The sequence below is a fragment of the Streptomyces sp. NPDC002730 genome, assembly GCF_042888805.1.
In the GTDB taxonomy this organism is placed as follows: Bacteria; Actinomycetota; Actinomycetes; order Streptomycetales; family Streptomycetaceae; genus Streptomyces.
In genome coordinates this window covers 149284-164974 of the sequence record NZ_JBIAQG010000010.1, presented here as the reverse complement: position 1 = coordinate 164974, position 15691 = coordinate 149284, and the positions used below count along the sequence as shown (strand labels likewise).

Annotated in this window: 13 protein-coding genes; 12 read left to right on the top strand and 1 reads right to left on the bottom strand. The window is 69.2% G+C overall.

Annotated features, from left to right (window positions below):
* The first annotated feature begins 164 nt into the window (after window positions 1-164).
* From ACFYXH_RS25505 to ACFYXH_RS25465, 9 genes are all read left to right on the top strand, one after another.
* On the top strand, window positions 165-1691 hold the full coding sequence (locus tag ACFYXH_RS25505) for an AMP-binding protein (protein WP_389567218.1): 1527 nt from the start codon (window positions 165-167) through the stop codon (window positions 1689-1691).
* Between the two features lie 65 nt (window positions 1692-1756).
* Complete coding sequence (locus tag ACFYXH_RS25500; RefSeq protein WP_389567215.1) at window positions 1757-1906, top strand: hypothetical protein; 150 nt, start codon at window positions 1757-1759, stop codon at window positions 1904-1906.
* 248 nt (window positions 1907-2154) lie between these two features.
* Entirely contained in the window at window positions 2155-2943 is a 789-nt protein-coding gene (locus ACFYXH_RS25495; protein ID WP_389567212.1) for a TetR/AcrR family transcriptional regulator, read from the top strand.
* A gap of 548 nt (window positions 2944-3491) precedes the next feature.
* Window positions 3492-4310, top strand: coding sequence for an SDR family oxidoreductase (locus tag ACFYXH_RS25490; RefSeq protein WP_389567210.1), 819 nt, complete (start codon window positions 3492-3494; stop codon window positions 4308-4310).
* Window positions 4307-5119: an enoyl-CoA hydratase-related protein gene (locus ACFYXH_RS25485; protein ID WP_389567208.1), complete on the top strand. Its 813-nt coding sequence runs from the start codon at window positions 4307-4309 to the stop codon at window positions 5117-5119. Before ACFYXH_RS25490 ends, ACFYXH_RS25485 begins: the two co-directional genes overlap by 4 nt.
* On the top strand, window positions 5106-6335 hold the full coding sequence (locus ACFYXH_RS25480) for an acyl-CoA dehydrogenase family protein (RefSeq protein WP_389567205.1): 1230 nt from the start codon (window positions 5106-5108) through the stop codon (window positions 6333-6335). Before ACFYXH_RS25485 ends, ACFYXH_RS25480 begins: the two co-directional genes overlap by 14 nt.
* A 1-nt stretch (window position 6336) precedes the next feature.
* Entirely contained in the window at window positions 6337-7119 is a 783-nt protein-coding gene (locus tag ACFYXH_RS25475) for an SDR family oxidoreductase (protein ID WP_389567202.1), read from the top strand.
* On the top strand, window positions 7112-8149 hold the full coding sequence (locus ACFYXH_RS25470) for a phosphotransferase family protein (RefSeq protein ID WP_389567200.1): 1038 nt from the start codon (window positions 7112-7114) through the stop codon (window positions 8147-8149). Before ACFYXH_RS25475 ends, ACFYXH_RS25470 begins: the two co-directional genes overlap by 8 nt.
* Window positions 8150-8339: 190 nt before the next feature.
* Window positions 8340-9131, top strand: coding sequence for a DUF429 domain-containing protein (locus tag ACFYXH_RS25465; protein ID WP_389567197.1), 792 nt, complete (start codon window positions 8340-8342; stop codon window positions 9129-9131).
* Between the two features lie 176 nt (window positions 9132-9307).
* Here the strand turns inward: ACFYXH_RS25465 and ACFYXH_RS25460 are convergent, their stop codons facing one another.
* Window positions 9308-10594, bottom strand: a complete 1287-nt coding sequence (locus tag ACFYXH_RS25460; protein ID WP_389567194.1) for a PAS domain-containing protein — start codon at window positions 10592-10594, stop codon at window positions 9308-9310.
* 328 nt (window positions 10595-10922) lie between these two features.
* Here ACFYXH_RS25460 and ACFYXH_RS25455 point away from each other — a divergent pair, with 328 nt between their 5' ends.
* The 3 genes from ACFYXH_RS25455 to ACFYXH_RS25445 are packed head-to-tail and all read left to right on the top strand — an operon-like array spanning window position 10923 to window position 15648.
* Window positions 10923-12296, top strand: a complete 1374-nt coding sequence (locus ACFYXH_RS25455) for an acetyl-CoA carboxylase biotin carboxylase subunit family protein (RefSeq protein WP_389567191.1) — start codon at window positions 10923-10925, stop codon at window positions 12294-12296.
* Window positions 12293-14305 (top strand): PEP/pyruvate-binding domain-containing protein, encoded by a 2013-nt coding sequence (locus ACFYXH_RS25450; protein ID WP_389567188.1) that lies wholly within the window; start codon window positions 12293-12295, stop codon window positions 14303-14305. The genes ACFYXH_RS25455 and ACFYXH_RS25450 overlap by 4 nt, the downstream gene beginning before the upstream one ends.
* Complete coding sequence (locus ACFYXH_RS25445; RefSeq protein WP_389567185.1) at window positions 14302-15648, top strand: MFS transporter; 1347 nt, start codon at window positions 14302-14304, stop codon at window positions 15646-15648. Before ACFYXH_RS25450 ends, ACFYXH_RS25445 begins: the two co-directional genes overlap by 4 nt.
* Window positions 15649-15691 lie beyond the last annotated feature (43 nt).

Here is a 15691-nt window from a genome sequence, read left to right as displayed (position 1 = left end):
GGTGGCGCCGCCGTCACGAACACGCCGAGATGCCTGGGCGATACGCACCTCCCGGTACATCCGACGTCGAATGACTTGAAGTCGAGGTCGGATTCAATTCTACTGAGGGGCGAGGGGGAGACCCGCACTGCATCACCTGCTCACATCCCCGGAAGGCACCGCCCATGGCCAGTGTTCTCGACCCGGTCTGCCGCCACGCGGCTGCAACTCCCGACAACATCGCGCTGCGCGGCGGCGCGGAACAATGGACTTACCGGCAACTGCGCGACACGAGCGTTCGGTACGCGGGCGCCCTGGCCGCCGCGGGCCTGTCCCCGGGGGACCGGGTGCTGCTGGCGGCGCCGTCGGTGCCCGAGTTCGTGGTGGCCTACCTCGGGATTCAGGCCGCGGGCTGTGTCGTGGTGCCGGTCAACACGATGTCCACCCGCGCCGAAGCCGAGTACGTCCTCGGCGACGCCGGGTGCGCGCTGGCGATCGCATGGCACGCCCTCGGCCCCGCCGTCGCGGAGGCGGCCGCGACGCTCAAGGTGCCCTCCTGGACGCTGTCCCCCGGCGCGAAGGTCACCGATGCCGCCCCCGCCCCCGTCGTCGACCGGGACCGCGACGAGACCGCGGCCATCCTGTACACCTCGGGTACGACAGGGCGGCCGAAGGGTGCCCAGCTCACGGTCGGGAACCTGTTGTCCGCCGGGGAGATCGGCGCCGAGTGCAGCCGCGGATCGAGCGCCGACCGTACCGGCACCGGACTCCCGCTGTTCCATGTGTTCGGCCAGGCGTCGGTCATGATGGCGACCTTGACCGCGGGCGGCTCGATGTCGTTGCTGGCCCGATTCGACCCGGCGTCGATGCTGGAGATGCTGCGCCGCGACCGGCTCACCATCATGGCCGGCGTACCGACCATGTGGAACGCGATGCTGCACGCGGCGGGCGATGCGAACCCGGCGGACTTCGCCCAACTCCGTATCGCCGTCTCCGGCGGCGCGTCGCTCCCCGGGGAGATCGCGCGGGCCTTCGAGGCCCGGTTCGGCTGCACCATCCTCGAAGGCTATGGGCTCACCGAGACCACCGCGTTCGGCACCTTCAACGACATCGACCGCGGCGGCAAGACCGGGTACACCGGCCGGGCGGTACCACGGCTGCAGGTCCAGGTGCGTGACATCGACGGCAACGAGTGCCCGCCGGGTACCGTCGGCGAGGTCCACATCAAGGGACCCACGGTGATGCGCGGCTACTTCAACCGCCCCGCGGACACCGCCGCGGTCATCTCGCCCGACGGCTGGTTCCGGACCGGCGACCTGGGCGACACCGACACGGACGGCGACCTGCGCATCGTCGACCGGATCAAGGACTTGATCATCCGCGGCGGATACAACGTCTACCCGAGTGAGGTCGAGGAAGTCCTCTACGAGCACCCGGACATCGTCGAGGCAGCAGTGATCGGCGTTCCCGACGACCACTACGGCGAGGAGGTCGCCGCGCTCGTCGCCGCCCGGCCCGGTTCGGAGCTCGGTGCCGTCGAGGTGTCGAGCTGGACACGGGAGCGACTGTCCGCCTACAAGGTCCCCCGCATCATCCGGTTCGTCGACGCGCTGCCCAAGGGCCCGAGCGGGAAGATCCTCAAGCGTTCCATCGACCGTACGGAGCTGATCCGCAACCCCGCGCTCGGCGACGTACCCGCCCGCCGGAACTGAACGCCGTTCGCGGTCAATCTCATCGTGCACAAGACCAACTCACGGAGGAGGACCTCGCGACCGTCGTGGAGTTCAAGGTGCCGATCATCATCACTTCTCTCGGTGCCCGGGCCGATCTCAACGTGGCGGTCCACTCCTGGGGCGGTATCTCGCTGCGCGATGCATCAGCAACCGGTTCGCGCGCAAGGCGATGGCAAAGTGCGCGGACCGCCTGATCGCCGTCGCCGCGGGCGCGGGGGGCACGCCGGCACGCAGTCACCCTTCGCGCTCAGCCAGGAGATTCGCGACTGGTTCGACGGTCCCCTTCTGCTGTCGGGCTCCATCGCCCACGGCCGCTCGATCCTCGCGGCGCAGCCGCCGGCGCGGACCTCGCCTACCTGGGTTCGGCGTTCATCGCCACCGACGAGGCGAACACGCCGCGGGGCTCGATCCGGCCGCACCGCCCGGATCCGATCCGTCCGCCATGGACTTCGGCAACCAGCTCATCAAGGAGGCGAAGGGGCGGTTTCAGCCTGGCCAATTCATGACTCTGGCGTCGGATTCAAGTACCCTTTCGGCGATGGATACCACTGCGCCCGAAGAGAATTACAGCGAGAAGGCACCGCCGATGGCGCCCCTCTCGTCACTTCGCGAGCTGCCGACGACAAAGCGCGGAGCGCGGACACGCGCCGCTTTGGTGAAGGCCGCGCGGAAGGTGTTCGAGCGGGACGGCTACCTCGACACCCGCCTGGCCGACATCGCCAAAGAGGCCCAATGCGCGGCGGGATCCTTCTACACCTACTTCGCCAACAAGGAAGAGGTGCTTGCCGCCGTCCTGCTGGAGGCGCAGGAGGACATGATGCACCCCGGCATGGGCCGGGTGCAGGATACCGACGATCCGTATGCGGTACTCGAGGCGAGCAATCGCGCGTATCTCGAGGCATATAAACGGAACGCGAAGCTGATGGCACTGCTTGAGCAGGTCGCACAAGTGGAGCCGGAGTTCCGTAGGTTCCGAAGCCGGCGCGCGGATGCGTTCATCCACCGCAACGCCCGCGGCATCGCCGACCTGCAGGCGCGGGGTGTCGCAGACCGTGAGGTCGATCCGATGATGGCCTCCCGTGCGCTGTCGGGCATGGTCAGCGTCATGGCCTACAGCGCCTTCGTGCGGGGCGAAGGGCAAGAGGAAGGTGCGCCGGCGGACTTCGAGGAGCTCGTCTCCACGGTCACCCGGCTCTGGGCGAACGCCCTGCGGTTCCCCGGCCACCGCTGATCCTGATCCGGCAGTAGCGCCGGCCGGGGCGGAGCCCGCTGTCTACGACCATTCGACGATCCTGGACTCCGGCGCCCGCAGCGGCGACGGATCATCTTGCGTGAGCCTTCACGCTTGGCCACCTCACTCACCACACCCTGGTGCCGCCGGGTTCCACTCTCTTTCTCCTCTCTCCCACGGATGTGACGTCGCGCGGAGGCGGATGGGTGGGCCGACCGGTCAGGGGCCGGGGAACGGTACCTGGCCGTAGCCGTCGTCGATGGCTCAGGGCGCAGCCGTCGGACATCAGCAGTTGAAACGACGCGGCGCCGGGCCGTGCCTTGTTCGGTGGGCCGCTCCTACCCCTGGGGCGGACGAAAGTGCGGCGTCGTCCACCGTGAATTCTCCGTCCGCAGTTCAGTGGGGCGAGGCGGCCTGCTCCGCGTGGTGATGCGCGCCAGATAGTTGAACTTGACGTCGGATTCAATTATACAGGGGGCGGAGACCACAGCCACCTCATCTCGGGGGTCGTGGCCCGGCACCGCACGCCCGCCACGGAGAGGTTCGCTGTGAACGTTGCACAAAGAGTTGCCATCGTCACCGGTGGCGGAGGCGGCATCGGCGGCGCGCTGGTCGCACGGCTCGCTCGCGAGGGTGCCCGGGTCGTCGTCGCCGACCTCGACGCGGACACCGCGCGGGCGGTATCGGCGTCAGTCAACGCCGACCATCCGGGAAGCACCGTGAGCGCGGGCGCGGACGTGTCGGACACCTCCCAGATCGAGCAGTTGATCGCTCTGGCGGAAAGCGCGTTCGGTCCGGTCGACCTCTACTTCGCGAACGCGGGCATCGCCGGGGCACCCGGCCTGGATGCGAGCGAGCAGGACTGGGACCTCTCGATCGACGTGAACCTGCGCGCCCACATCCGTGCGGCAACGCTGCTGGTGCCGCGGTGGGTCGAGCGCGGCGAGGGCTACTTCGTCAGCACCGCCTCGGCGGCCGGGCTGCTCACCCAGATCGGCTCCGCCACGTACGCCGTCACCAAGCACGCGGCCGTGGGCTTCGCCGAATGGCTGAGTGTCACCTATGGCGATCGCGGGATCCATGTCAGCTGTCTGTGCCCGATGGGGGTGAACACCAGCATGCTGTCCTTGGGGAAGGACTCCGGGGACGCCCTGGGGCAAGCGGCCACGCGGGCCGTCACGTCCGCGGGTGACGTCCTCGAGCCGGCCGAGGTTGCCGACGCCGTCCTGGCCGCGATCGAGGACGAGCGCTTCCTGATCCTGCCGCACGAAGAGGTTCTGGACATGTACCGGCACAAGGGCTCGGACTACGACCGGTGGCTGCGCGGGATGCGCCGCTACCAGAGCTCCCTGCTGGCGCAGGCATGAGCGGCACGCCGGGGGAGCTCGTCCTCGCCGAACACCGCGGGCCGGTACTGGTGCTCACGTTCAACCGGCCCGCCAAGCTGAACGCCTGGACCGACGAACTCGAGAACCGCTACTTCACGCTGCTCGACGCCGCCGAGGGCGACCCGGACGTACGCGCCGTCGTGGTCACCGGCGCGGGACGCGGATTCTGCGCCGGCGCCGACCTCCAGCGGCTGCAGGCGGCCGGCGAGGTCTCCGAGGCGGACAGGGCGCTACGTCGGCCGCGCGACGTGCCGCTTTCCTTGCGCAAACCGCTGATCGGTGCGGTCAACGGGGTGGCCGCCGGCCTGGGCATGGTGGAGGCGCTCTACTGCGACATTCGCTTCGGCTCGCCCTCGGCCCGGTTCATCACGGCATTCGCGCAGCGCGGACTGATCGCCGAGTACGGAATCTCCTGGCTGTTGCCCCGGCTGGTGGGGCACAGCCGGGCAACGGACCTGCTGCTGTCGAGTCGCACGGTGGACGCCGAGGAGGCACTCCGTATCGGACTCCTCGACCACCTGGTCCCCACCGGCAGTGTCGTCGATGCCGCTGTCGCGTACGCCACCGATCTGGCGACCCGCTGTTCCCCGACCTCCATGGCCACCATCAAGAGCCAACTGCGCAACGACGCGGACGGCACCTACGCCGATTCCGTGACCCGCGCGGAAGGCGTCATGCTCCAGGCCTTCCGCGGGGCCGATTTCGTCGAAGGCGTGGCCAGTCACCTCGACAAGCGCCCGCCGAGCTTTCCCTCCCTACCCGTCAGGAGTACAGATGTCCCTGTTTGAGACGTCCGACCGCGCCAAGAAGTACCAGGCGGATCTGCTCGAGTTCATGGACTCGCACATCTACCCCGCAGAGGCGGTGTACCACGAGCAGATGCGCGCGTCGGGTGACCCGCACTTCCATCCGCCGATCCTCGAGGAACTCAAGGCGGAGGCGCGGGTGCGCGGGCTGTGGAACCTCTTCCACCCGCACCCCGAGTGGGGCCCCGGGCTGACGAATCTCGAGTACGCGCCGCTGGCGGAGATCATGGGGCGCAGTCACATCGCCTCCGAGGCGTGCAACTGCAACGCTCCCGACACCGGCAACATGGAGGTATTCACACTCTTCGGCAGCGACGAGCACAAGGAGAAGTACCTCAAGCCCCTGCTCGACGGGACGATGGCCTCGGCCTTCGCGATGACCGAGCCGCGTGTCGCCAGTTCGGACGCCACCAACATCGAGCTGCGGATGGAGCGCGACGGTGACGAGTACGTGCTCAACGGCCGCAAGTGGTTCGCGTCCAATGCCCTGCACCGCAACTGCAAGGTGCTCATCGTCATGGGGAAGACGGATCCCACCGCTGCCCCGCACCGGCAGCAGTCGATGATGGTCGTCCCGATCGACGCCCCCGGGATCACGGTGATGCGCGGGCTGCCGGTGTTCGGCTACCAGGACCGTGAGGGACACGCCGAAATCGATTTCACCGACGTGCGGGTGCCGGCCAAGGACGTACTCAAGGGCGAGGGTGAGGGGTTCGCGATCAGCCAGGCCCGGCTCGGGCCCGGTCGTATCCACCACTGCATGCGGGCGATCGGCGCGGCCGAGCGGGCGCTTGAGCTGATGTGCCGGCGCGCGCAGTCACGGGTGACATTCGGGAGTCCGGTTGCCGAACGGTCCAATGTCCAGGACTGGATAGCGGAAGCACGTATCGACATCGAGATGATCCGCCTCCTCACGCTCAAGGCCGCGTATCTGATGGACACGGTCGGGAACAAGGAAGCGCGCACCGAGATCGCGGCCATCAAGGTGGCCGCCCCGAACATCGCGTTGAAGATCGTCGACCGCGCGATCCAGGTGCACGGGGGAGCAGGAGTGACCGACGACTTCCCGTTGGCGATGATGTACGCGAGTCTGCGGACGTTGCGGCTGGCGGACGGTCCCGACGAGGTCCACAAGAGGGCCATCGCCAGACAGGAACTGCGGCAGTACCGCGACGCGGCCACGGCAGCGGTGAGTTGACATGACAGGACTCGATCTCACCGGTCGCACCGCCGTCGTCACCGGCGCCTCGCGCGGTATCGGGCTGGCGATCGCCCAGGCCATCGCCGAGGCCGGCGCAAACGTCGTCCTCACCGCCCGGTCCCAGGAGGCGGCGGACACCGCCGCGGCCCAGGTCAAGGGCACAGCGGTCGGCGTCGGTGCGCACGCCGTCGACGAAGAGGCGGCTCAGCGCTGTGTGGATCTGACGCTTGAGCGCTTCGGAAGCCTGGACATCCTCGTCAACAACGCGGGGACCAACCCGGCCTTCGGGCCGGTCATCGACCAGGACCACGGTCGGTTCGCCAAGACCTTCGACGTGAACGTGTGGGCTCCCGTCCTGTGGACGGGGCTGGCCACGCGGGCCTGGATGGGCGAGCACGGCGGGGCGGTCGTCAACACCGCGTCGGTCGGCGGCATGGCCTTCGAGGCGAACATCGGCTTGTACAACGCCTCGAAGGCCGCACTGATCCATCTCACCAAGCAACTGGCCCTGGAACTCTCACCGAAGGTTCGCGTCAACGCGGTGGCACCGGGTGTGGTGCGCACGAAGCTGGCCGAGGCGCTGTGGAAGGAGCACGAGCAGGCGCTGTCTGCCTCGACGGCGCTCGGGCGCATAGGGGAGCCTGCCGACATCGCCTCCGCGGTCGCCTTTCTCGTCTCGGACGCCGCGAGTTGGATCACCGGCGAGACCATGGTGATCGACGGCGGGCAACTCCTCGGTGATGCGCTCCCGTTCAGGCAGGGAGCCGGCATCGGTGTCTAGCGCGGACATCGTCGGAGTCGACGCCGGGGCGGTGAGCCGCTGGCTCGAGACCCTCGGCGTCGACTTCGCCGGGCCACTGACCTTCGACCGGATCGGGCTCGGTCAGTCGAATCTGACCTACTTGGTACAGGACCAGGACGGCCGCAGGTGGGTGCTGCGGCGCCCACCGCTGGGTCGCCTGTTGGCGTCGGCGCACGACGTGGCTCGCGAGGCGCGGATTCTGACCGCGCTGGAGGGCACCGCCGTCCCGACCCCGCGGGTGCTCGGGCTGACCGCTGATCCCGCCGTGACCGACGTCCCGCTGCTGCTCATGGAGTTCGTGGACGGCCAGGTCGTCGACACGATGCCGATCGCGCAGTCGTTGACGCCGGAGCGCCGCCGGGCGATCGGGATGTCCTTGCCGCGGACGCTGGCGAAGATCCACGCGGTCGATCTCGAGGCGACCGGGCTGAGCGGACTGGCCAGCCACAAGCCGTATGCGCAGCGTCAGCTCAAGCGGTGGACGGGCCAGTGGGAGAAGTCCAGGACCCGCGAGCTTCCCGCCCTCGAGGATCTCACCCGACGCCTTGTCGCCGCCGTCCCCGAGCAATGCGAACTGACGCTCGTACACGGCGATTTCCATCTGCGCAACGTCATCACCTCTTACGACAGCGGGGAGGTGACCGCCGCGCTCGACTGGGAGTTGTCGACGCTGGGGGATCCGTTGGCGGACATGGGCAGCCTGCTGGCGTACTGGCCGGAACCGGGAGAGGAGGAGACCGGGGGCGATTTCGCCGCCTCCGTCCTCGACGGCTTCCCGGACCGTGCCGAAATTGCTCAGGTGTACCTGACCGAAACAGGCCGGGACCCGGCGGCACTGAAATTCTGGCATGTGCTGGGTCTGTGGAAGGTGGCTGTGATTGGTGAGGGGGTGATGAGGCGAGCGATCGATGAACCGAAGAACAAGAGCGTGACAGGCACGCCCACCGTGGAACGCATCGACGCGCTCGTGTACAACGCATGTCGAATCGCTGACGAAGCGGGGATCTGAGCAGGAGTAGTAATGGGCTCGTCCGCCCAGAGCTCGGCGGTGCTGGGTTGTCGCCGTCGATCGCTCGCCGGTCCGGCGTGGGCCGGCGCGGTCAATCTCAGGATCGGGTGAGCCCGAGGGTTCTGGGCGTGGCACCTGTTTGTGGCGCGGGGGTGCGGTGGCCCACGGGCGTCTGCGGAAGGATCGCGGCATGACGCAACGACAGGCGGTGACGGTCGGGGTCGACCTTGCTGCGAGTGCACGGCGTACGGCTGTGTGCCGGGTGGTCTGGGGCGGCGTGGACGGCTTGGCGGCGGAGTTCGTCGTGCCCGAGGGGGATGAGGATCTGCTGGCGGTTGTCCGGGCGGCCGACAAGACCGGCCTCGACTGCCCTCTTGGCTGGCCGTCGAGCTTCGTGGCAACGGTCCTGGCCCACCACCGGGGCCTGCGGCTGCCGCCTCCCGTCAGGTTCGAGGAGCGTGCGGACGGGAGGCCCGGACTGGATGCGCTGCGATTCAGGTTCACCGACGACCTCACATGGAAGGCGACCTCGATGCGGCCTCCGCTGTCGGTGTCCACCGATCTTCTGGGTGTCGTTGCGTTGCGAGCGGCTCGTCTGCTGGATGCCCTCGCGGCGATCGGTGTCCCTGTGCCCCGGGACGGGTCGGGACCAATTGCAGAGGTCTACCCCGCTGCCGCACTGCGGCGGTGGGGGATCCGCCTTCCTGGTAGCTACAAGAGCGCCACGCCCGAAGCGCGTGCCGTCCGAGAGCACATCGTCGGCTCGGTCGAGGCGGGCTTGGGGTTGGCCCTCCCCGCGGCGGTGCGCGGGCAGTGTGTCGACAGCCACGACCATCTCGACGCGTTGGTCTGTGCCCTGGTTGCTCGCGCCGTCCTGGTCGGGGACACTCTGTGGCCGCGTTCTCCGGACGAGCACGCGGCCGCTGGGCAGGAGGGCTGGATCCACCTGCCCGGTACGGATCTGGCGGCCCTCCGCCACTGACGGCTGAATTGGGGTTGCCCTGACGGAGTTTGGCGGACACCAACCGCGACAACCCGGACCGGCAGGTCCGCCTGAGCTTCCTCGGTCGAGGAGGCGCATCTCGCCAGACCGCGGGTTCGAAGTCCGGCCGCACCCAGCGGTCCCTGTTCCGGGCTGATTGCGCCGCTGCGCCGACCTCAGGCGGAGCTGAGCGGATGGGTGGCCGTGGCGGAACGCGGTGGCCAGGTCTGGGGAGAGAGGATGCCCAGGACGTACGCCCGGGCGACCAGTGCGGGTCTGGTCGCGGCGCCCAGTAGATCCCGCAGTCGGCTGAGGTGGTAGTCGACGGTCTGCCGGGACAGGTGCAGCGAGGTGGCGATCTCCCCGTTGCTGCTGCCCACGGCCAGCAGGGACAGGATGCGGATCTGGCTGGCGGTGAGCGGAGGATGTGCCTCGTGGGCGAGCCCCTGGTGGGTGACGACGGCCCAGACCTCCGCGGCGCGGGTCGAGGAACGGCCCACTGTCGTCAGATGCAGCCGGGCCCGGCGCTGACGGCCGCGGGCGTCGACCAACACGGCGGACGTCTCGAACCGCCTGCGACGGCGGGCTATCAAGTCATTCCATCTGCGGTGCAGCAGGTCGAGTTCCGGCGCCGGAGCCAGCACCGTGTGGGCACGGCGGCCGACGAGATCCGATAGCCGGGTCTGCAGGAGTTCGGCGGCCGCGGCGCTCGCCTGCTGGATCCGTCCGCCCGCCGAGATCAGGGCGCAGGGCAGCCCGCTGTGGTCGCGCAGCGCGTGCAGGCTTTCCTCCGCCTCCCGGCGTTGGTCCAGCGCGCGCGTGTAGTCGGTGATGTCCACGTAGATCCCTGCCACGCAGGTCTGTGAGCCCTCCAGGACGGGGAACCGGTGGCCCGCCGCGTACGCGCTGGTGCCGTCGGACCGGTGGTAGGTGAGGGTGTGCCGCACCGATCTGCCGTGGGAGAGGATCTCCCGGTCGAGCGCGAGGAACTGCGCGGCGTCGGCGAGGGAGTCGAAGTCCTGTACATGCTTCCCGATGACGTTCCCCGGCGTGGTGCCGTAGAGGTGCGCGTAGGCGTGGTTCGTCCAGAGGTAGCGCCCGTCCTCGTCCCGGATGAAGGCTGCGGCGGGGGCGAAGTCCGCGAATGCGTCGAAGCGGCGCCCGGCGGCGGTCCCGGCGCTGACCTCCAAGGCCAGTCCGCGGGCCCGGCCCCCGCACCCCACTTCGTCGAGGGGCCAGCTCACATCGAAGACCCGCCCGTCGAACCGCGCCTGCCAATGACTGACTTCGGGGGAGTGCCAGGACGCCGCGAAATCCTGCCGCATGGCCTCGAGGAACCGCTGTGGCGTCCGCGAGTCACCGAAGGCACCGCCGCCGCTGTCGATGACGCGCAGCTGCCCGTCGGCCTCCCACCAGTACACGGGCAGGTGCTCGAGCAGCGCTTTGAGAGTGGTCTCGTCCACGACGACCTTTCCATCAAGTTTCAACCGGATTGCGCGGTGTGACATCGCGATGTGTATCCCGCTCTGTTTCCGCGCATGCTCGGTTCTCGGCCGACCTGGACGGCGTCGGGCCGCGATGCCGGCCGTCACTTCCGCCATACGTCATCACGGGGCCTCCCCGCCGGTTCAACGGCGCCTGCAACTCAGGCATTTGCCTGATCGGCCGGCGCCCGATGCGGCGATTCGGGTGCCTGTCGGTTGATTTGCTGGAGCGGTGGTGGGCACACGTCATGTCGCTCGCCCTCCACCGTTCTGACGGACCATCATCATCCAGAGGAGTTGGATTTCTGTGAGCAAGGTGCTGTTCGTGCATGCCAAGGGCGGCCCGCCCCTCGGCCATGCCCTGACACGGGTCGCCGCGAAGTCGGCAGTGCACCTGCTGGCGCTCAGCGCACTTCCTCCCAGCGTGGCCGCGACCGCCGAGCGCCTGTGCGCCTCGGTCCTGGTCCCCACCGAGTCGGAGCGGCGCGACCTCGTGTCCCTGATCGTTGCCCGGGCCCAGGCCATCGGTGCGGACGCGGTCGTCACATTCTCCGAGTACGCGGTCGTGGCTGTCGCCGAAGCCTGCGAGAAGCTCGGCCTCGCCGGGGCGGGCAGCTCCTGCGGCCTCGCCCGCGACAAGCGGATGATGCGGCGTACCTGGCAGGAACACGGCATATCCCAGCCCCGGTTCCGCCCGGTCGCCTCGGAGCAGGAGCTGCATGACGCGGCTGCGGCCCTTCCCTTACCCCTGCTGCTGAAGGCGGCCTGGAGCGCCGGTTCCACCGCACACCAGGTCATCCGCTCTTCGCGGGAGGTAGCGGAGGCCTGGGAGCGGTCGCGGGAAGTGATGGCCGAATCCGCGCAACTGGGATACGCCGAACTCCACGTGGCCGACGCCGACGCGGACTTCCTGGTCGAGCAGATCGTGGCGGGATCGGCCGAGGACTGGTTCGACGAGCCGGGGTGGGGCGACTACGTAAGCGTCGAAGGTGTCGTCATCGACGGCGACTTCCGACCCGTCTGTCTCAGCGGACGCATGCCGACGGTGGAACCGTTCACCGAGCGCGCCGGCATCACCCCCGCCTCGCTGTCGCACGACGCCCAGGAGCGCGTCGTGGCCCTCGCGCGGGATGCCGTCGACGCGCTGGGTCTCGCGAACTGCGGAACGCACACCGAGATCAAGCTCGGTGCCGAAGGCCAGATGTGGGTGATCGAGACCGCGGCCCGGTTCGGCGGCGCGATGACCGTCCCGCAGATCGAGGAGGTCTTCGGCCTGGACCTCATCGGGATGCTCGTCGACCACCTTCTGGGACGCCCGGTCACCTGGCCGACGCGCGCCCGTACGCCGGGGGAGGCGCGAGGCGCGGCGGGTTCGCTCGTCGTACTGGCTGTCGACGGTGCCGGTGACGCCTGGCCGGACCGGCGCGTCTGGGACTTCCCGACGGTGACGGAAGCCGTCCCGGTCAGCGACGGCAGCCGGCTGTCGGTGGTGGCCGAGAATTCACTTCCCGACGGTGCTTTGGTGCCGGTCTACGACCCGGCCGCCGGCGCGAACACCATGGCGGCACTCTGCCTGCTCTCCGCCGTCGACCCGCAGACCGTCATCCGTGACTTCCGGACCCTGGTGGACGTCCTGCCGCACGTCCTACCGATGGCTTCGCCCGAGGAGGCCCGCTCATGACCACCCACCTCCTTCCCCCGGGCGCGCCGGACCCTGCCGTGGACCGCACGGTCGTCGGCGAGAATCTGTCCCTGCCGTTGTTCCGCACCCTCTCCGGCGTGCTGGCCGGTCACCCCTACCTGAAGGTCGTCGTCGACCGTGCCGAGGACACCTGGCATCTGCTCGACACGGCCGTCCACCCCTTCCACGTCAACTACGTCGCCACCCGCATCCTCGACATGGAGCTGGAGGCCCTGGACGCGTGCCTGGATGCCTTCAACGCCTCGGTGTACCGGGATCCCGGGCGTCGCTTCCTCCTGGGTGTGCTCTCCCTGCACACCGACGAGGACTCAGACGGCCGCGAGCGACCGTTCCTGGTCCTGGAGACGACCGAATCCGACACCATGCACGGCGCCTTGCTCGACGCGTTCTACGCGTTCGTCCGCGGCCGGGTCGACGGCCGGCTGCCGCTGCTGCTGAAGCCGGCGAACCATGGACAGGAACAGGAGCTGACCGCGATCAGCGAGGTCCGGGTGCCGCGGATACCCAGCCACGAACTCTTCGGCAACCGGACGCGGACACCGCTCAACGCCGCCGAGGCCATCGGCCGGCTGCGCTACTTCCGGACGGCCGAGGAGTACGAGGCAGCCGCCGACGGGCTCGGCTGGTCGGACATCGTGGCCATGGCCTGCCTGCCGGACGACGTGCCGCGCGTCGCCGGATTCCTCAACACCGCGCCCACCACGCCGCTCTCGCACACCAACGTCCTCGCCTCCGGCTGGGGCATCCCCAATGCGATCGTCCGCGACCTGGAACAGATCGTCGAGAAGGACGACCTGAACGGTGCGTGGGTCCGCTACCTGGTGCGGGACGACGAGATCACCCTCGTGCCGCTGGCGACCGCCCCGGCCCTGGAAGCGCCGACGTGGCACCAGCAGCGGATCCGGATGGAACCGCCGCTGCTCGAGGACGCCCCGGCCCTGGCTCTGCACCGGCTGCGCCGCGCGGACCGGGACCGCTACGGCACCAAGGCGGCCAACCTCGGAGAGCTTCACCACGTCCTCGACAGCCGCACGGCCGATCTCACCGCGTTCTACGGGCAGTCGCGGCCGCCCCGCACGGATCTGTACGGCCATCTCGCGGCCCGACTCGGTGTCACGGATGCCACCGCCGGCGGGCTGCGGCAGGCGGCAGCCGAATTCGCCGCACGTACCGTCGCGGCCCCCGATGGAGTCGCCCTCCCGTTCGCCCTGCAGCAACGCTTCCTCACCTCCTCACCAGCCCTGCAACAGGGCATCGGAAAGCTCAAGATGGCGCTCGAACTCGACGCGGTCGAGGTGCTGGACTCGCTCTGTCTGCATCTGCAACACGTCGTCCGGAACACCCCGATGCCGGAAGAGGTGACCCGGCAGATCACCCAGGCGTTCCCCGCCCCACTCGCCGCAGGAAGCCGCCTGGTGGTCCGCTCCTCCTCCAATGCCGAAGACCTTCCCGGGTTCTCTGCGGCCGGGGTCTACGACTCGGTCACCACCGTCCGCGGGGCCGGCGAACTCCTCGACGCGGTGCGCCGGGTGTGGGCCTCCCTGCTGTCGCCGCGCAGCGTGCGCCTGCGCCATCAGGTCGGCATCTCCCTGGACGACACATACATGGGAGTGATCATCCAGCAGTACGTCCCCGCGGATCTCGGGGGCGTACTGGTGACCTGCAATCCGACGAAGCGCGAGGACTTCCGCAACGTCTACCTCAACTGCTCGCCGGGATCCCCCGAGACGGTGGTCGACGGGACGACCCTGCCGCAGCAGTACCTCTACAACACCGTTGAGGGCGGCGGCCGTACGGTGGCTCTCGGCTCGTCCGGCGAGGACCTGCCCACCGCCACCAGGAGCCGGCTGATGGACCTGGCCCTCACCGGTCGGCTGCTGCAGTCCCACTTCAGCGAAGGCGACGCGGACCATCCACTCGACATCGAGTGGCTGATGACCGACCAGGGGGACTTCCGACTGGTTCAGATCCGCCCCTACGCCCTGTGATCCGCCGTCCTGACCGGCCGCGGCCGACCTCCCGGGCCCGTCCGGCGGGCCCGCCCCCGACACCCGCGGCTCGCCGGATCATCCGACTCAACAACGGCTTCCAACTGCTGTTCAACCTGCTGTGGTGGATGCCGGTGTTCTACGCCTACCAGCGGGAGGCGGGACTGTCGGACGGGCAGATCTTCGGGATCCAGAGCATCTACTATGTCGCGTTCTGTCTGTTCGAGATCCCGACCGGGATCGTGGCCGACCGCATCGGCGCACGCAACTGCCTGCGGGCCGGGGCAGTCGTGATGACTGCCGCGAACCTGGCCCCGGTCCTCACACCTTCGTACGCGGGCTTCCTCGTCCACTTCCTGGCCATCGCCGCCGGCCGTTCCCTGACATCGGGCGCAGCCAGCGCCTACCTGTACGACGGCCTGCGGGCCGAGGGAGGCGGCGAGCACTATCTGAAGGCCGAGGGCACGGCTCGCGCCCTCGGCCTGGCCGCGAAGGTGATGTGCTGGCCACTGGTCGGCCCCCTGATGGCCGTCGCTCACGCGGCGCCGTACGTGCTGAGCGCCGCGAGTGCGGCGGGCTCCCTGGCATGTGCCCTCGCGCTGCCCAGACTTGCCCCGCCCCGCGGGGACGGCCGGTCGGGTCGGGCGCCCGGGAGAGGCGGGACGAACCGGAGCCGTGGAGCGTTCCTGCACGACGCGGGCGCCGCGCTGCGCTGCGTACGAGCCACACCCTGGCTCGCCCTGGTCATGGTGCAGGGCGTGGCCGTGTTCACCCTCTCCCGCATCTGCCAGGTCAACCTTTTCCAGCCCATGCTGTTGGCCCACGGCATCGGCGAGACCTCGCACGGCGGGGTGCTGGCGGCCATGACTGTGGCGGAGGCCGTGGCCTCGGCGCGTCCCCAATGGCTCGGCCGCCGCCTGTCACCGGTGGCCATGGTGTCCCTGCTCAGCCTGGCGCTGGCGGGCACGCTGGCGAGCATCACCGTCGGCGGGCCCTGGACCGTGGTCGCACTGCTGTGCCTGTTCGCCGCGGTCACCGGCTTCGCCTACCCGATCCAGCGGAAGTTGGTCAACGATGCCATCCCGGCGCACGCCCCTCGTGCCACGCTCCTCTCGGTCGAGAGCATTGTGGACCGAGGCGTGTGCGCGCTGGCAGCCGTGGCCGCGGGAGCCTATCTGTCGGCGGGCCGGCTGGACGCGCTGCTGTGGCACAGTGCGATCGTGACCTGCGTGGTGATGATCGCTCTCCAACTGGTCTTGCGGAGCGATGCGGTGGGACAGCGCGCTTCGACGTCCACTGTGACTACGCAGGGAAGGAAGCGCGGATCAACGACGGCGAGCTGATCCGCACGCTCGCCGAGGCACGACCGCGCGGGATGGGCAGTCG